The 15,941-nt window shown below is 58.3% G+C and carries 16 protein-coding genes and 1 pseudogene; 4 read left to right on the plus strand and 13 right to left on the minus strand.

Annotation, left to right across the window (positions count from 1 at the left end; genetic code table 11):
- Positions 1-711: oxidoreductase (locus tag HNH97_RS07260; protein ID WP_456305398.1), on the minus strand; the 711-nt coding region annotated here is incomplete at its 3' end.
- A gap of 115 nt (positions 712-826) precedes the next feature.
- Here HNH97_RS07260 and HNH97_RS07265 point away from each other — a divergent pair.
- A complete protein-coding gene (locus HNH97_RS07265; protein ID WP_171790463.1) occupies positions 827-1,189 on the plus strand; it encodes a winged helix-turn-helix transcriptional regulator in 363 nt (120 codons plus the stop codon).
- Positions 1,190-1,324: 135 nt separating this feature from the next.
- On the opposite strand, the gene HNH97_RS07270 is transcribed toward HNH97_RS07265, so the two are convergent.
- The 9 genes and pseudogenes from HNH97_RS07270 to HNH97_RS07305 all read right to left on the minus strand — a co-directional run bounded on the left by HNH97_RS07270 (position 1,325) and on the right by HNH97_RS07305 (position 7,976).
- The gene (locus tag HNH97_RS07270) at positions 1,325-2,380 is read right to left on the minus strand and encodes an ArsO family NAD(P)H-dependent flavin-containing monooxygenase (protein WP_159263357.1); all 1,056 of its coding nucleotides are present in this window, start codon (positions 2,378-2,380) and stop codon (positions 1,325-1,327) included.
- 8 nt (positions 2,381-2,388) lie between these two features.
- Positions 2,389-3,087: an arsenical resistance protein ArsH gene (arsH, locus tag HNH97_RS07275; RefSeq protein ID WP_007400749.1), complete on the minus strand. Its 699-nt coding sequence runs from the start codon at positions 3,085-3,087 to the stop codon at positions 2,389-2,391.
- A gap of 21 nt (positions 3,088-3,108) precedes the next feature.
- On the minus strand, positions 3,109-4,404 hold the full coding sequence (locus HNH97_RS07280) for an arsenic transporter (RefSeq protein WP_007400750.1): 1,296 nt from the start codon (positions 4,402-4,404) through the stop codon (positions 3,109-3,111).
- A complete protein-coding gene (gene arsC, locus HNH97_RS17890; protein ID WP_040000225.1) occupies positions 4,404-4,835 on the minus strand; it encodes an arsenate reductase (glutaredoxin) in 432 nt (143 codons plus the stop codon). Before arsC ends, HNH97_RS07280 begins: the two co-directional genes overlap by 1 nt.
- A 147-nt stretch (positions 4,836-4,982) precedes the next feature.
- Positions 4,983-5,321: pseudogene (locus tag HNH97_RS17895) on the minus strand (arsenate reductase ArsC); the annotation flags it as partial.
- Positions 5,322-5,329: 8 nt separating this feature from the next.
- Complete coding sequence (locus tag HNH97_RS07290) at positions 5,330-5,671, minus strand: ArsR/SmtB family transcription factor (RefSeq protein ID WP_007400752.1); 342 nt, start codon at positions 5,669-5,671, stop codon at positions 5,330-5,332.
- 237 nt (positions 5,672-5,908) lie between these two features.
- On the minus strand, positions 5,909-6,910 hold the full coding sequence (locus tag HNH97_RS07295; protein WP_171790464.1) for a zinc-binding dehydrogenase: 1,002 nt from the start codon (positions 6,908-6,910) through the stop codon (positions 5,909-5,911).
- Positions 6,910-7,425, minus strand: a complete 516-nt coding sequence (locus tag HNH97_RS07300; protein WP_039998457.1) for a GNAT family N-acetyltransferase — start codon at positions 7,423-7,425, stop codon at positions 6,910-6,912. The genes HNH97_RS07295 and HNH97_RS07300 overlap by 1 nt, the downstream gene beginning before the upstream one ends.
- Positions 7,422-7,976 carry a TetR/AcrR family transcriptional regulator gene (locus HNH97_RS07305; RefSeq protein WP_007396814.1) on the minus strand — a complete coding sequence of 185 codons (555 nt, stop codon included), beginning with the start codon at positions 7,974-7,976 and terminating at the stop codon, positions 7,422-7,424. The genes HNH97_RS07300 and HNH97_RS07305 overlap by 4 nt, the downstream gene beginning before the upstream one ends.
- A gap of 110 nt (positions 7,977-8,086) precedes the next feature.
- Between HNH97_RS07305 and HNH97_RS07310 the strand changes: the two genes are divergently transcribed.
- On the plus strand, positions 8,087-8,692 hold the full coding sequence (locus HNH97_RS07310) for a glutathione S-transferase family protein (RefSeq protein WP_007396815.1): 606 nt from the start codon (positions 8,087-8,089) through the stop codon (positions 8,690-8,692).
- A 78-nt stretch (positions 8,693-8,770) separates the two neighbouring features.
- Here HNH97_RS07310 and HNH97_RS07315 read toward each other — a convergent pair whose 3' ends face one another.
- The 3 genes from HNH97_RS07315 to HNH97_RS07325 all read right to left on the minus strand — a co-directional run bounded on the left by HNH97_RS07315 (position 8,771) and on the right by HNH97_RS07325 (position 13,635).
- Positions 8,771-11,836, minus strand: a complete 3,066-nt coding sequence (locus tag HNH97_RS07315) for an efflux RND transporter permease subunit (protein WP_007396816.1) — start codon at positions 11,834-11,836, stop codon at positions 8,771-8,773.
- The gene (locus tag HNH97_RS07320; RefSeq protein ID WP_007396817.1) at positions 11,833-12,831 is read right to left on the minus strand and encodes an efflux RND transporter periplasmic adaptor subunit; all 999 of its coding nucleotides are present in this window, start codon (positions 12,829-12,831) and stop codon (positions 11,833-11,835) included. Before HNH97_RS07320 ends, HNH97_RS07315 begins: the two co-directional genes overlap by 4 nt.
- A gap of 195 nt (positions 12,832-13,026) precedes the next feature.
- The gene (locus HNH97_RS07325; RefSeq protein ID WP_007396818.1) at positions 13,027-13,635 is read right to left on the minus strand and encodes a TetR/AcrR family transcriptional regulator; all 609 of its coding nucleotides are present in this window, start codon (positions 13,633-13,635) and stop codon (positions 13,027-13,029) included.
- A gap of 118 nt (positions 13,636-13,753) precedes the next feature.
- On the opposite strand from HNH97_RS07325, the gene HNH97_RS07330 reads away from it, so the two are divergent.
- Both HNH97_RS07330 and HNH97_RS07335 read left to right on the plus strand, forming a co-directional pair.
- Positions 13,754-15,268 (plus strand): efflux transporter outer membrane subunit, encoded by a 1,515-nt coding sequence (locus HNH97_RS07330; RefSeq protein ID WP_230975727.1) that lies wholly within the window; start codon positions 13,754-13,756, stop codon positions 15,266-15,268.
- Positions 15,265-15,882 (plus strand): hypothetical protein, encoded by a 618-nt coding sequence (locus tag HNH97_RS07335; RefSeq protein ID WP_007396820.1) that lies wholly within the window; start codon positions 15,265-15,267, stop codon positions 15,880-15,882. The genes HNH97_RS07330 and HNH97_RS07335 overlap by 4 nt, the downstream gene beginning before the upstream one ends.
- The last annotated feature ends 59 nt before the right edge of the window (positions 15,883-15,941 follow it).

Here is a 15,941-nt window from a genome sequence, read left to right on the forward strand (position 1 = left end):
GGAAAACCGAACGCCCATCCTGCCAGGCGTAACCACGGCGGAGACGGCCTCCACTACTTCACGCAGAAAGCGCAGGCGGTTGGACAGGCTACCGCCATAGGCATCGGTGCGGAAATTGGCCCGTTCGGAGATAAACTGATTGATCAGGTAGCCATTGGCCGCGTGGATCTCCACCCCATCGAACCCGGCGGATAGTGCGTTGCGCGCTGCCTGCGCATACATCTCCACCAGTTCATGGATTTCGGGGATGGAGAGTGCGCGTGGCATGTCGGGAGGCACTAGCTTTCCCGTGCCCGGCCCGGTGGGGATGAACACGTTCACGCCTGTTGCCGCAACGGCAGACGGGGCGATCGGAGCTTCATGGTCGGGTTGCAGGGCGCGGTGAGAGACCCGACCGACATGCCATAACTGCGCGAAGATGGGTCGCTGCTTTGCATGCACGGCATCGGTGATCAGTTTCCAGCCCGCGACCTGCTCAGGTGAGTAGATGCCCGGTGTCCAGGCATAGCCCTGCCCGCGGGGTTCGATCTGCGTGCCCTCGGTAATCAGGAACCCCGCCTGCGTACGCTGCGCGTAATATTCGGCCATCAGCGCGTTGGCGATGTCCCCGGGCTGGGTGCTGCGGCAGCGTGTCAGCGGTGGCAGGAAGATCCGGTTTTCCAGAGACAGGTCGCCCAGCCGCACAGGTCCGAATAAAGAAGGTGAAGACATAATCAACCCTGTTTACAAATGCAGGCCATCCGTCCGGCCTGCATGTAAACATTGACCCACCCTCTGGTGTGCGCAAGAACGCACATAAACCGCCACTAGTGTCAGGAATGATACCATGCCCCGCATCCGTCACACCACGCTGGCCTGTAGCCCCGGCTGCACGGTGGAAGCCACGCTCGAACTGTTCGGGGGCAAGTGGAAGGCGCTGATCCTGTATCATCTGTTCGAGGACGGGGTGCTGCGGTTCGGCGAACTGCGCCGCCGCCTGCCCAACGTCACGCAGCGGATGCTGACCAACCAGTTGCGCCAACTTGAGGCGGATGGGCTGGTGTCACGCACCGTCTTCCCCGAGGTACCGCCGCATGTGGAATATGCCCTGACCGAGTTGGGAAAGACGCTGAAGCCGGTCATTCAGGCGCTCAAGAAGTGGGGGGATCGGTATGCGCATTCTGTCCAGCGGAACACAGCTGCTGATTGAGATTGACGGCGAAGCGTTATGGACAATTCCTGCAGCAATCTGCCTGTCGGCATAGCAGAAGCAGAGCGGACAGGCAGCAGTCGCCCTCATCGCGGCCATGTATAAGCTTGCTCAAGGTTTCAATAAGCAGACATTCTATGTTGGCGACGCAAGCCACGCCGCCAGTTGCCGGACCATGGATCTGGCGACACGACCCGCCCCCAGCAGGGTAGCGCATGCAGGACCACACCAGGAGCCATAACCCAGCAGCCAGAGACGTGGCTCCCTGACGGCCTGCTGCCCGTTAACGCGGATCAGCCCGTCCGGCTCGATCACGTCGAGTGGCGCAAATGCGGAGAGCGCGGGTCGGAAGCCGGTACACCAGATGATCGCGTCGATGGCTTCTTCCCGCCCGTCGGGCCAGACGACGCCCGTTGCGGTCATACGTACAAACGGGCGCACCGCGTGGAGCACGCCTCGCTCCCTGGCGGCGCGCACAGGTGGTACCATGACGATATCGCCAAAACCGCTGGCAGGCATGGCCGACGGGCCGCCGAGAACGCGAGCGGTCGCCCGCTCGAACAGAACCCGTCCATCCACGTCATCGGGCAGGAAGACGGGGTCATGCAGCGTGACCCATGTTGCCTGAGCGACAAGCGACAGCTCCGCCATAATCTGTGCCCCGGAGTTGCCCCCACCCACCACCAGCACACGTCGGCCGGCAAAGGGCGCGGCATTCCGGTAATGGCTGGAATGGAGTTGCGTCCCGCCGAAGAGGTCACGCCCCGCGACATCGGGAACAAAGGGGGCTGACCACGTACCGGTCGCCCCGATAACCGCACGGCCAAGAAAATCACCCGCGCTGGTTCTGACAGTCAGAAGTTTTCCGTTCGCGCGCTCCACACACTCGACCATGACCGGACGGCGGATCGGCGGCGCATAGCGCGCCTCGTAGCGGTGCAGATAGTCCAACACCTCGTCACGGGTCGGATAGCCGCCATCCGGCGTGTCTGGCATCGGCCAGCCGGGCAGCGAACTGTAGGACGCGGGTGAAAACAGATGCAGGGAGTCCCAGCCATGCACCCATGCACCACCCGCCTGCGTCCCGTTATCAAGAATGACGTAACGCAGTCCGGTCCGTCGTAGAAAATACGACGCGGCGAGGGCCGCCTGACCGCCTCCCACGATCACAACATCGAACTGTTCCGCCATTGCCCGGCTCACAGACTTTCCGGGAGACGGAATTCCGCCTTGCGTTCGCTGTAGCGATCAACGAGGTAGTCGGTCCGGTCGCGCAGCAGCCATGTGAACTTCATCAGCTCCTCCATGACATCTACCATCCGGTCATAGAGGGGGGATGGCTTCATCCGGTCATCGTCACCGAACTGGGTATAGGCCATCGGCACGCTGGACTGATTGGGGACGGTGAACATCCGCATCCACCGGCCCAGCACCCGTAGGGCATTGACGGAATTGAAGCTCTGCGATCCGCCCGAAACCTGCATGACCGCCAGCGTGCGGCCCTGCGTCGGGCGGATCGAGCCTTCGGTCAGGGGCAACCAGTCGATCTGGTTCTTGAACACGGCAGTGATGTTGCCGTGCCGTTCGGGGCTGCACCAGACCTGGCCTTCAGACCAGATCGAGAGTTCCCGCAGTTCCCGCACCTTCGAATGACTTGCGGGCACGGAATCCGCTACCGGCAGGCCGGTCGGGTCGAACACCCGTGTCTCGGCCCCCAGCACCTTCAGGATGCGTTCTGCCTCAAGCACCAGCAACCGGCTGAAGGATCGGGGGCGCAAAGAGCCGTAGAGAAGAAGGATACGCGGCGGATGGTCATCCCGTGGGTGTGGCTCAAGCCGCGCGAGGTCAATCCGTTCGAGATATTCAGGATGCAGGGCGGGCAGCTCAGATTCGGTCATAGATATCGGTCCCTTCGTGCATTACGGATGGCTGATCCGGGGCAGCCACAGAGCCAGCGCCGCGAGTGTTGCCAGCAGGACGGGCGGCGTAATCGCCAGTCCAACTTTCATATACTGCCCCCATGTGACCCGATGGTTCTTGGATGCCAGCACATGCAGCCACAGCAGTGTTGCGAGACTACCAATCGGCGTGAATTTTGGCCCGAGGTCGCAGCCGATGACGTTGGCATAGATCATCAGGTCGCGTGTCAGCGGCGTGATGTCGTGAGCCTGTTGGATCGCCAGCGCCCCGACCAGCACACTCGGCATATTGTTCATGATGGACGACAGAACAGCCGCCAGAAAGCCGGTGCCGATGGTGGCCGTGAACGTCCCCTGATGGCCAAGCCAGACCAGTGCGGTCGCAAGGTAGTCAGTCAGCCCGGCATTGCGCAGCCCGTAGACCACCAGATACATGCCCAGGGAGAAGATCACGATCTGCCACGGGGCGCCCCGCAGCACCTTGCGAACAGGGATCACCCGGCCATACCCGGCGACGAGCAACAGGGTTCCGGCGGCCAGGCAGGCTACGACACAGACCGGGATATGAAACGGCGCTGTCAGGAAATAGGCCGCCAGAACGAGGGCCAGCAGCGGAAATGCCGCCCGGAATACATGGTGGTCACGAATGGCCGTGGCAGGTGCGGGCAGTTCGGCGACGGGATAGGTCGCAGGCACCTGCCGCCGGTACCACAGCCACAGGACGGCAAGCGTTGCACCAAGTGCTACCAGATCGACAGGGACCATGATCGCGGCATAGCGATCGAACGCAATGCCAAAGAAATTGGCGCTGACGATGTTCACCAGGTTGGAGATGACAAGCGGCAGGCTGGTGGTATCCGCGACGAAGCCAGTGGCGATAATAAAGGCCAGCGCCGCAGCAGGGCTGAGGCGAAGCTGCGTGAGGATGGCGATGACGATGGGCGTCAGCAGCAGGGCCGCGCCGTCATTGGCGAACACAGCCGCAATGGCCGCTCCCAGCACCACGATCAGCGGGAACAGCGTCCGGCCTCGCCCTTTGCCCCAGCGCACGACGTGCAGGGCGGCCCAATGGAAGAATCCGGCCTCATCCAGCAACAGCGAGATGACGATCAGCGCGATAAAGGTAAAGGTTGCGTCCCAGACGATGTGCCAGACGACAGGAATGTCGTGCCAGTGGATCACGCCAGCCGCCAGGGCCACGGCGGCGCCTGCCATGGCACTCCAGCCGATACCCAGCCCCCGAGGCTGCCAGATGACAAAAACCAGCGTGGCAACGAAAATCAGAAGCGCCAGCATCAGACGATCCGCTTGCCGGATTCATCGACGATCTTCTCCCCGTCCTCTTTGACGAAAGCGCCTCTCTGCGGGTTGGGCAGGATGTCCAGAACCACCTCGGACGGACGGCAGAGTGCCGTACCCAGCGGGGTGACGACGATGGGCCGGTTGATCAGGATTGGATGCGCCATCATGGCGTCGATTAGGTCGTCATCGCTCAAGGCCGGATTATCGAGGCCAAGCTCATCATAGGGCGTGCCCTTGCGCCGCAGGAGATCGCGAACCGAGATCCCCATGCGCGTGATCAGACTGACCAGTTCGGCGCGCGATGGCGGTGTTTTGAGGTATTCGATGATGGTTGGCTCGATCCCCGTATTTCGGATCAGGGCAAGCGTATTGCGCGATGTGCCGCAATCCGGGTTATGATAGATCGTGACGCCGGTTGGCTCGATGCCAATGTCGCGCAATTTCGTCACCAGACTTGCAGTCGCAAGCTTGGCCAGCGGCAATGCGACAAGCAGGGAAATCCGGTTCTTCAGACCCTTGAACGCCGAGACGAACGCTCGCTCCCGGTCGGCATCGGTTCCCGAAACATTACTCGGATCGGGAATGCCCCAATGGGCCGTGATGGGTTTCCCCGGCCATACCGGACAGACTTCTCCAGCAGCGTCATCGCAGACGGTAAAAACGAAATCCATAACGGGAGCGTTCGCAACAGCAAACTCATCCCAGGGCTTGGAACGCAGTCCCTCGGTCGGGTAGTCGAAGTTCGCCAGCACTTTCAAGGCGAGAGGATTGACCTGCCCCTTGGGATGGCTACCGGCGGAGAAGACCCTGAACTGGCCGGCACCATCCTTGCGCAGGATGCTCTCGGCCAAGATTGAACGTGCGGAATTACCCGTACACAGAAACAAGACATTGAAGACGCGATCGGTCATTGGGGGGCTCACTCGGATGGGCAGCAGGACGACAGTTCTGCAACCAGTGGCTCACAAAGTTCAGGGCTTTGCCCGCAGCAGTCCTTGACGAGAAACAGCATCAGTTCCCGTAGGCGCGGCAGGCAGGCACGATAGACAATCACACGGCTATGGCGCTGCGAGGTCAGCAGGCCAGCACGGGTCAGAGTGGCGAGATGGGCCGAGATCGTGTTCTGCGGGACATCGAGATGCCGCGCGACGTCTCCGGCCGGCAGCCCGTTCGGTTCGTGGCGCACCAGCAGGCGGAAGATTTCCAGCCGCGTGGACTGCGACAGGGCGCCGAGTGCGGCAAGGGCGGATTCTGTATCCATAAATCGACGATCACGGATATGTTGTCGTAAGTCAAGCTATTCTATGTGAGAAAACAGAGATCAGGACCGTCGGCTTCGTTAATTTTGATGCTCAGACCAGACCTTCCGCCCTCCCCCCCCGTTGCTGCCATTAGTCTACGCTTCGAAACCCCTGACAGCCCGAAGTCAGTCATCACACAGTTTGGAAACTCTACTCGCGCGCGTCACTGAGGGTACGGGCACGCTGGTATTACGGCTTCAAGCCTCAATGCGCACGAGAATCTTTTTCCCCTTGATGCGCCCGTGCTTCAGGGCGGAGAGGTTTGCCGGCAGGTCATCGAACGCGGTGACTATATGCGGCTGGAGGCCGAGGGCACCAATCCGCACAGCGTCGAGCAACTGCGCTCCGGCCTGGCGCCACTCCCGCCAGTTCTCCGCCGTCGCATGGCCGTGCGCGCTGTTCAGCGCGACTTCATGCAGGGACAGCGCCGTCGTGAACGGCGGCAGAGGCAGTGATTCCAGCCGATCCTGAATGCAGACCAGATGTCCGTTATACCCCACCAGTGGCGCCAGACCGCGTGCATACGCCCCGCTCGTGGTGTCGAATACAGCAAAGAGGCGGCGCGGCCCGAGAGCTACGGTCAATTGCGCACGCCAGCGCTCATCGCGATAATCGAACGTACCGGCAACGCCCAACGCAAGCAGCCGTTTGTGATGAGCCGGCGACGCGGTCGCCCAGACACGCCAGTTCCGACGCAATGCCAGTTGCACCAGGATCAGCGACACAGCGCCGCCAGCCCCGGTCACCAGTACATCCCGGTTCGGCATATCCGGTACCTTGGCGAGCGCCTGCCACGCCGTCAGCCCCGGACACGGAATTCCGGCGGCGCTCTCGTCGCTGACACCGTCGGGAATAACGAGCGCACAATCGGCATCCACGATCGTATATTCCGCGAAGCTACCCGGTTTGCCGATCCCCTGATGATATGCGATCCGCGTTCCCAGGGGGATACTCACGCCGTCGCCGACCTCCGCGACGATTCCGACACCGTCCACGCCCGGCACATGCCCCGGCCTCCGTCCGTCGGGACTGGCGGCAATGACTTTCCAGTCAACGGGATTGAGCGCGATCATGGTATTCCGCACGACGATCTCACCCGGTCCTGGAGACACGAAGGCCCGGTCCACCAGTTGAAGCTGTTCGGGCTCGCCCGGCGCGTGCCAGCTCCAGGCACGGTATGTCGTTACGGAAGCGTCCATCACCGATCGTCCCTCTTGCGCTGTAAAAGCAGCGTCTGCTCCGCTCGGAAACAAGCGCTGCCTTTCAGAAAATATCCGCATTTCTCCGCGACCCTGCACGACGTCGCGTGTTCCGGTGCGATGATACAGACCGTGCGATCCACGCCGCGCCCGTCCATCCATGCCAATGCAGCCTGAAGGGCTTCGGTCGCAAATCCCTTGCCATGCGCCCAGCGCGCCAGAACCCAGCCGGCTTCCGGCGCAGCGTCCAGAGATGGCTCGATATCGCGCTTCCAATCGGCGAAGCCGACATCGCCGACATAGCGCCCATCCGCTTTCGTGCGGACACACCAGTATCCATAACCCAGAAGATCCCACAGGCCCCGATAGCGAAGAAGGCGAAACCAGCACTCCTGTTCCGACGATGGAACACAGCTGATGTGTCGAACGACATCCGGATCGCTCCACATCGTATGTAGATCGTGGAAATCCGTCATCTGATGAAGCGAGAGACACAATCTTTTGGTTTCGATCACAGTGGTCTCCCTTCCCGATCACCAATACACAGGGCACGTTCCACAGCATGCCGGAGCGGTTCCATGTCGCCCTCGGTCGTGATCCAGAGCGTTGCCCCTTCGAGTTGCGCGAGTGTATCCGTCGCGACGGATACCGGTTCAGAAACTTCCCCGGCGTCCAGAATCCCGGCCATCGCATCGCGCAATCGTGCGAAAAACGTCCGCACCGCGTCCCGAGCGTCCGGTGTCTGCGCCGTCACGCCATACGCGAGATGCAATCCCACGCAGCGCCCTCGTGCCTCGAACGTCTCCGCGATCCTCCCGATCAGCATCCGCCAGGCAGCACGCCAGTCCCCCGCTGGATCCGGAAGATCGACCAGCGTATCGTCGAGAGTCAGGGCCAGCACTGCTGGCACCAGCGATTCCTTCGACGGAAAGCGCGTGTAGAGGCTTTGCGGACGCAGACCCACGCGATCGGCCAGATCGCGCATGGATGCCCCTTCGTAGCCATATTCGCGAAACAGTTCGCGGGCTTCGACAACGATCTGGTGGATAGGAACGGGTTCTCTCATTTCGCCTTTGACTCACGAACAGTCGTTCGTCACACTAGAGCCCATGGTGCTGCCGGGCAAGCTCCGTCTGTCTCCTGCCCTCTTAATTTCCAACCACAGGACACTCCGTGATGCTTCTCTATGATCTGGACGTCTCCGGAAACTGCTACAAGATCCGGCTTTTCGCGGCCCTGACCGATACGAAGCTGGATCTCGTTCCGGTCGATCTCGCAGCAGGTGAGAACCATGATCCGGATTTCCGGAAACTGAACCCGTTCGGGGAAGTCCCGGTTCTGGTGGATGGTGACTTCACACTTCGGGACTCTCAGGCCATCTTGGTTTACCTTGCCGCCCGGCTGGCGGACCGCGCTTGGTGGCCTGAAGACGCCATGTCACAGGCCACCATCACGCAATGGCTTTCAGTGGCGTCGAGCGAGGTGCGCAACGGCCCCAACGCCGCCCGTCTGATCCGGAAATTCGGGTATCCCCTCGATATGGGCACTGCCATGCGCTGGACCGACAAACTCCTGCCGGTGCTTAATGCGCATGTCGAGACACAGGACTGGTTTGCGCTCCGCCGGCCTACAATTGCCGACTGCGCTCTCTTTCCCTACCTTGCACTAGCACCCGAAGGCGGTATCAGCCTTACCCCCTACCCGGCTCTTATGCGCTGGCTCGATCGCGTCCGCGATCTACCGGGTTTTATCCCCGTACCGGGTCTCTACGGAGATTGCTGAGACATGAAGGCAGTTCCTGCCGTTTTGAGGTCATATCACAGCAATATGTGCAGAAAGCAAAGATCTAAGCGGGAAATATCAGCCATGTTCGGCATGAATCGTCCCCAATGACTTCCTCGGCCAGAGAGTATATAACGCTGGCAGAAAAAGGAGTGTCAGCACGGTACCGGCGGCAGTTCCGCCAATCAGAGTAAATGCCAGTGCTCCCCAAAAAATCGACTCAGTCAGTGGAATGAATGCCAGGACTGCCGCCAGGGCCGTCAGGATGACAGGGCGTGCCCGTTGTACCGTGGCTTCGACAACTGCATCGGAAAACTCCATGCCGTCTGCCAGATTAGTGTGGATCTGACCAATCAGAATCAGCGTATTGCGCATCAGGATGCCTGAAAGACCGATGAGACCAAGGATCGCATTAAACCCGAAGGGCTGGTGAAACAGGAGAAGCGTGGGAACCATTCCGATGAGGCCGAGAGGTGCCGTCAGAAAGACCATCGTCATCGCCGATAGAGATCGGGTTTCGACAACGATAACCCCGAGCATGAGCAGAATCATGATCGGAAAAATCGGTGCCATTGCTGCGTTGGCCTTCGCGGACTCTTCGGTATTACCTCCCGTTTCAATACGATACCCTTCTGGAAGGGTCGTTCGCAAAGGCTGCAGCACTTTGTCCAGTCGCGCGGCGACCTCGGGCGGCTGAAGCTGATCATTGATATCCGCCTGCACGGTCATCGTCGGAATGCGATCTCGCCGCCACAGAACAGGCTCTTCGCTGCGATATTCCAGCATGCCGATCTGCCGCAGCGGGATACGACGGCCGTCACCGGCAATGATATCCTGATCGAGAAGCCGGGCCGGGTCTGCACGAGACTGGCCGTCGGAGCGCACGATCAGATCAACCGACCGAATATCCTTGGTAGCCTGGGCCGCGCTTATGCCCTGCAACATAAATCGGGTTTGACGCGAGACAGTGTCAGGTGAGAGACTCAACTGCGCCAGCCTGCTCTGATTCATCACGAAATGCAGGGATGGCTGTTTTTCTCCCCAGTCGGTATTCACCTGCCGCGTCTCGGGATCGGCCCGGACAATATCGCTGACCTGCTGAGCGATATGACTTACTGTTTGGGCGTCCGGCCCCATGACGCGGTACATGATCGGAAAATGCGTATAAGGACCAAAGACGAACTCGGTCGCACGCACCCTGGCCTCTGGCGCCAGGCCCTTCGCGACTTCCTGGCGCAAGCTATCGCGCAGCCTGTCTCTCTGCTTCGCGTTTGCGGTCATAATAACGATTTTTGCAAATGCCGGATCAGGCAGTTCCGGATTATACGCCAGAAAGAACCGGGGAGCGCCCCCACCGATATAGCTTGTGACGCTGAGAGTTTCAGGCTGCTTCTGTAGCCAGTCACTGACTTTCCTTGCTGCTTCGGCCGTGCTTTCGATGGGTGCTCCTTTCGGCATTATTACTTCTGCCAGCAGCTCCGGTCGATCCGAACTGGGAAAAAACTGCTGCCGCACAAATCCCATACCGACAAACGCCAGCACGAACAGGCAGACCACGCCTGCACAGACGGCCTTATTATGAGTTATTACGCTGCGGACCAGCCGCCTGAAACGCTCATACCGTGCGGATTGATACGGTGGCTGCGCATGTGCTGCCCGGAGATCAGGCAGAAATTTGACACCCAGATAAGGCGTAAAAATAACGGCGACAAACCATGACGTGATGAGAGCGAACGCGACGATCCAGAAGATGTTTCCTGCGTATTCACCTGCGGCTGATTGTGCAAAACCGATAGGTGTAAAACCAATGATCGTCACGAGTGTTCCCGCGAGCATCGGTGCCGCCGTGTGAGACCATGCGTAGGACGCGGCCGCAATACGGTTCATGCCCTCCTCAAGCTTCACGACCATCATTTCAATAGCAATGATCGCGTCATCGACAAGAAGTCCAAGTGAGATGATCAGGGCGCCAAGCGTGATCCGATCGAGCGCGCGCCCCGTTACAAGCATGAGGATCATGACGATTGCCAGCGTCAGAGGCACGGCAGCTGCCACAACGAGACCCACACGAAAGCCGAGGCTGATAAAGCTGACCAACATGACGACGCTCAACGCCACGAAGAATTTCAACATGAACTCGCCGACGGCCGCGTGAATATTTTGCGCCTGATTAACGATCCGCGTGAGCGTAATCCCGACCGGCAGGCTCCGGTTGATCCCATCTTCAGCATGAGACAGCGCAGCACCGAGCTTCAGGCCATTCCAGCCAGGCCGCATGACAACATTGAGAACCAGGCTGGACTGGTTGTTATGACGGGTCAGAAAATCCGGTGGTTCCTCATAACCTGTGTGGACCGCCGCGATATCACCCAGTCGAACAGTCCGGCCCCCCACACTGATCGTTGTGTTTCCGATAATGTCCGGTCGCGACAGTGGTTGCCGCGTACGAACATAAATCCGACTGGCACTGGTTTCGACAAAACCCCCATCTACAACATCATTCCGTTCCTGAAGCGTCTGGATAACGTCCGTTACGCTCAGGCCGAGTTCCGCCAGCTTCGAGTGTGAGAGATCGATATACAGCCGCTCCGGCTGCTCCCCGACAATCGCTACTTTTTGGACCCCTGGCACATGCAGAAGCTTCTCTCTCACGGTCTCCGCAGCACGGGTCACCAAGAAGAGCGGAACATCCCTGCCTTCAAGGGTATAAACCGTGAAGACCACGTCGGAATATTCGTCGTTGACGAAGGGGCCAATAGCACCTCGTGGAAGCACATGCGCGCTGTCCCCCAGTTTCTTCCTCGCCTGATAGAACTCCTCCGGCACGGCAGATGGAGGTGTATTGTCCTTGAGGGTGAGCATCATGACCGCCATGCCGGGGCGTGCCATTGTTTCCACCCGGTCATACCAGGTCAGCTCCTGCAAGCGCTTTTCCAGCGGATCGGCAACCAGATCCTGTACCTCCTCTGCTGTAGCGCCTGGCCATAGAACAGTAGCTGTCAGCGTCTTGACGGTAAAACTTGGTTCCTCTGCACGGCCGAGTGCAAAGAAAGCATAGGCACCGGATAGGGCGAGCGCGACGATCAGGAACAGCGTGATCGCCTGTTCCCTAACCGCCCATGCCGAGAGATTGAACGCCTTCATTGCATCTGCGCCTGGTCAGGCGCGATCGTCACAACTTCCCCCGCATGGAGGTCATGGACACCAGCAGCGACCACCTGTAATTCGCCGGAAGCACGCAGGTCGCGCATTCTCTGATCGGGCATTATAACAGCCGCGCTGCCTTCAACACGCCGGAGAGGCACCGGGTGAAACGCGACCTTCTTGTTAGATGGTTCGATGATCCATACGCCCGGTGCGCTTCCCATATCGAAAAGAGCAGAAAGAGGAACGACCATATCGTCGGACAGTGACGATGTCAGCGTAACAGTGAGCGTCTGTCCGATCCGTAAGTTCGTCGGAAAATTCGGGATGATGTACCGTGCGTTCACCGTTCTCGTTGCAGTATCTTCAATAGCGGCGATCTGGCGGAGCGACGCGGCGCGCGTGATGATCTGATCGCTCTTTGCATCTGAAACGATCGCTGAAGAGCCGATAGGAAGATTCATGTCTTCGGGGAGATCAACCGACGCCTCCAGAGGACCGGCTGATGCGAAGGTCAGGACCTGTTGGCCTGCCGATACAACATTACCGGCCTCGGCAAAAACGGAAAGCACCGTACCGTCATGGTCGGCCCTCAAAACCGTATAGTCGTCCCGGTCAGTCGCGATCCTGCGATTGGCGTCCGCCGCCATGAGTTGTGCGTGGAGACTTTCGGCACGACTGCGTATTCCATCGTAGAAAGACTTCGACACGGCGCCCGTCTGATCCAGACCCCGATAACGACGTTCGTCAGCCGCTGCATTCTCCCAGGCCGCACGCAAGGATGCCGCATTAGCGCTCTGGCTGGTCACGTCATGCGCAAGATCGGTTCTGTCGAGGGTCATCAGTACATCACCGCGATGTACGACCTGACCCTCGTCGACCTTCCGGGAAACTATTTTCCCCGCAACACGAAAGGCAAGCGTGGGCTGCACGCGTGCTGCGACGACAGCGGGATATATCGGGGACGAAGAGGTCGTGCTGCCGGGAACAATCACAAGGACGGCACGCGGAGCCGTGCGCGGATCTGACGGCGTATGCCTATTGCAACCAACTACGGGCATGAGGAGCAATATGCCCAGCCACTTCCCGAAAAACCGTCTTCTTGGCGGCATTCAAATTGCTCCCTCGATACATCGTGGGAGCCATCTTCGCCGCGAGTGATTATATTGTCAATTCGTCACTTGTTAATTCTATACTGAAAGGCTCCTCAGCACCAGGCCGGCCAGGAGAGAGGCATCCTCAATAAGGGTATTATGATTGAACTCGAGAAGCACGGGATGTCTGACAGGCTGGAGTGCAAGGACCACTCCACGGCAGGCTTCTTCTAGTGGAGTCTTGCGCTCAAACTCTCCTGCGTCCCTGCCATCGGCAATCACCGATCTGACGTGTGACAGCAATTCCGCGTCGAAGTCGGCGGCCGTCGACCAGCCTTCTTCCAGAGCCGCGAGCACAATGTCGTGCATTTTCCGGTCATTGAACAGAAGGTCGATTCCGTCACGGGCAAGGGTCAGAAAGATGAGGCGAAGCCTCTCCGACGCTGGTTTGCCGGAGCCCATGGCATCCTTGACGTCCGCCATCACCCGCTCGTGACACTGGCGACAGATCTCTTCGCCGATAGCCCGTTTGGAATCAAAGAACTTGTAGATATATGCAGTCGAGAGACCGATCGCCTTGGCAAGGTCAGCGACAGTCGTTTTCTTGTATCCATAGTGGCGGAAATGCTCATTGGCGGCATCGAGAATCTGCTCCCGCCGCTCATGGTCTATCGGGCCTCTCTGACCTTTGCCTGCTGACTGCATCCGAACCTCACGTCGAAAAAGGGAACACTTAATTCATACGTTGAGCTACTCACGTTGACAATGAGTGACGATTTATGGAACACGTCATACGACACACTCCATGCGGCTGCACCAATTCATGACAGAGGTTCCCCAGGTGATTCAGAACCGTACCCTGAAGGAAGGAACGCGTTGCCTTATTTACCCAGGGGCGAGACGCCGCCCCGCCGCAGCCATTATTCGACAGTCGGTATTCGCCGCAGTGATGTCATGCCTGACGGCATGCGCTGTCGGTCCGAACTATCGGACACCACAAATATCGCTTATCCCGTTCCACAATGTCAGCAAAACAGCGTTCTCGATATCTTCCTCGGAGAACGCGGTTTCTTGGTGGAAATCATTTCATGATACAGAACTCGATAAAATTGAGTCCCGAGTGCTTACCCAGAATCTTGATCTGAAGGCAGCCTATGCGAGAGTGCTTCAGGGACGGGCAATCGCGCGCTCAGCAGCCGCACAGATGTTACCAACTCTCGATTTTTCCCCTCAGGTTTCGGCGACAAGATTGTCCGAAGAAGGACTCATCGGTCACATTGTTCGGGAAATTCCACACTTCAATCGGGATTATCGCGAGTACAACGTCGGTGGGGTGGCAAGTTGGGAACTGGACATCGCCGGCGGTTTGAGAAGAGCACACGAAGCCGCACGGGATGAGTTTCAGGCTGCTGAGGCAGAAGGTGATGGTACGAGACTGAGCCTCGCGGCCGAGGCTGCCGATACATACCTCCGCATCCGGGGCGATCAGGCCCGGCTACGCATAGCCAGGGATGTTTTCACCTCCAACCAGAAGATGATGGACCTTATCCGGCAGCGTCGCAGTCGAAATGTTGCCGACGACCGGGAATTGTCCTCTGCTACAGTAGTCGTCGAGGCCGCCCGGCAAAACATGATCGATATAGAAAAAGATGAGGAAACGCAGTCAAACCGACTTGATGTCCTGATGGGAACACAGCCCGGAACATACGCTGTAGAACTCAGGATTTATGCTGAATTACCCGCTGTTCCCGCACCATCCGCGAATGCGCAGCCTCTGGAAGTTCTCCGGCGTCGGCCCGATGTTATCGCCTCGGAAAGAAGACTGGCAGCAAGCAACGCCCGCATCGGCGAGGCTCTGGCAAATTATTATCCAAAAATATCTCTTCAGGGCGCGCTGGGTTTCGAAAGTATGAGCCCGCAACAGCTATTCACTGCGCCTGGATTCCAGCCGACTGCGACAGGAGCATTACGATGGCGCATTTTCGATTTCGGAAAAATATCCAGCGATGTCTCCCGTGCTCGTGGTAGTTACGCAGAGGCGCTCGCCAGCTATCAGGCCACCATGTTACGCGCAGCAGAAGATGTAGAAGATGCATTCTTTCATCTTTCCCAGACACGGCAAGCGATCGCGTCACAAATGCATAATGTTGAAGCGTTGCACCATGCTGCGGCTCTCACATGGCAGTCCTATACAGCGGGCACTCTGGCTCTAAATGATGCCCTTCAAGCAAACATCACCTTATTGAACGCGCAGGATCGACTGGCATCCATGCGGGCAGAAGAGGATCGCGCCGCAGTTGAATGCTTTCGCGCACTTGGGGGAGGCTGGCAGTCGTGAATATTACCGATCGCATCATGAATGTTCTTATCCGGCGCGGCGAAACTCTCACAACGTCATCCGATCTCGATCAAGTGTCGCCTGAATATGATTTCAAAGAACAACATGCAATCAAGGTCAGAAGCGATCAGAACTCATTGTTCAAAATCGCTTTGGCATTCAAGCTGAGGGACGACCCTCTTATCCGTTTCTTCCTTTCGCTACGCTTTCCGGCGCGACGTCTGAAAGCATCTGATGCAACGGATATGTTTGATTTTGAAGATTTTATCGTCCTTCGCGAAATTCCCTCCAAAGAAATCATACGCGGCCTTTTAGGCACATTCGATTCTTCGAATACATCTCCTGTGATGCGATCCCCCTCTGATTTTATCCATTTTACTCGGCCCGGTTTCTATAAAGTGTTTGTATCAATTATGGTAACGTCAATTACAAAAGGCGAGTGCCTCCTAACTACAGAAACGCGAATAAAATGCACAGATAGAAAAACAAAGCGGCTATTTCTTCCCTATTGGATATGCATCCGGTGGGTAAGTGGTATTTTACGGCTACGAATGCTAAATCACATCAAGAAAATTTCTGAACAGGGCGGAGACATTAATGTCTCCGCAAGATGAGTTTTATCAGCGTCATTTTATTTAGCTATGTTTTCGGAGGCGTAACAACACCCAATCAC

Source organism: Gluconacetobacter entanii, assembly GCF_013155425.1.
GTDB classification, from domain to species: Bacteria; Pseudomonadota; Alphaproteobacteria; order Acetobacterales; family Acetobacteraceae; genus Novacetimonas; species Novacetimonas entanii.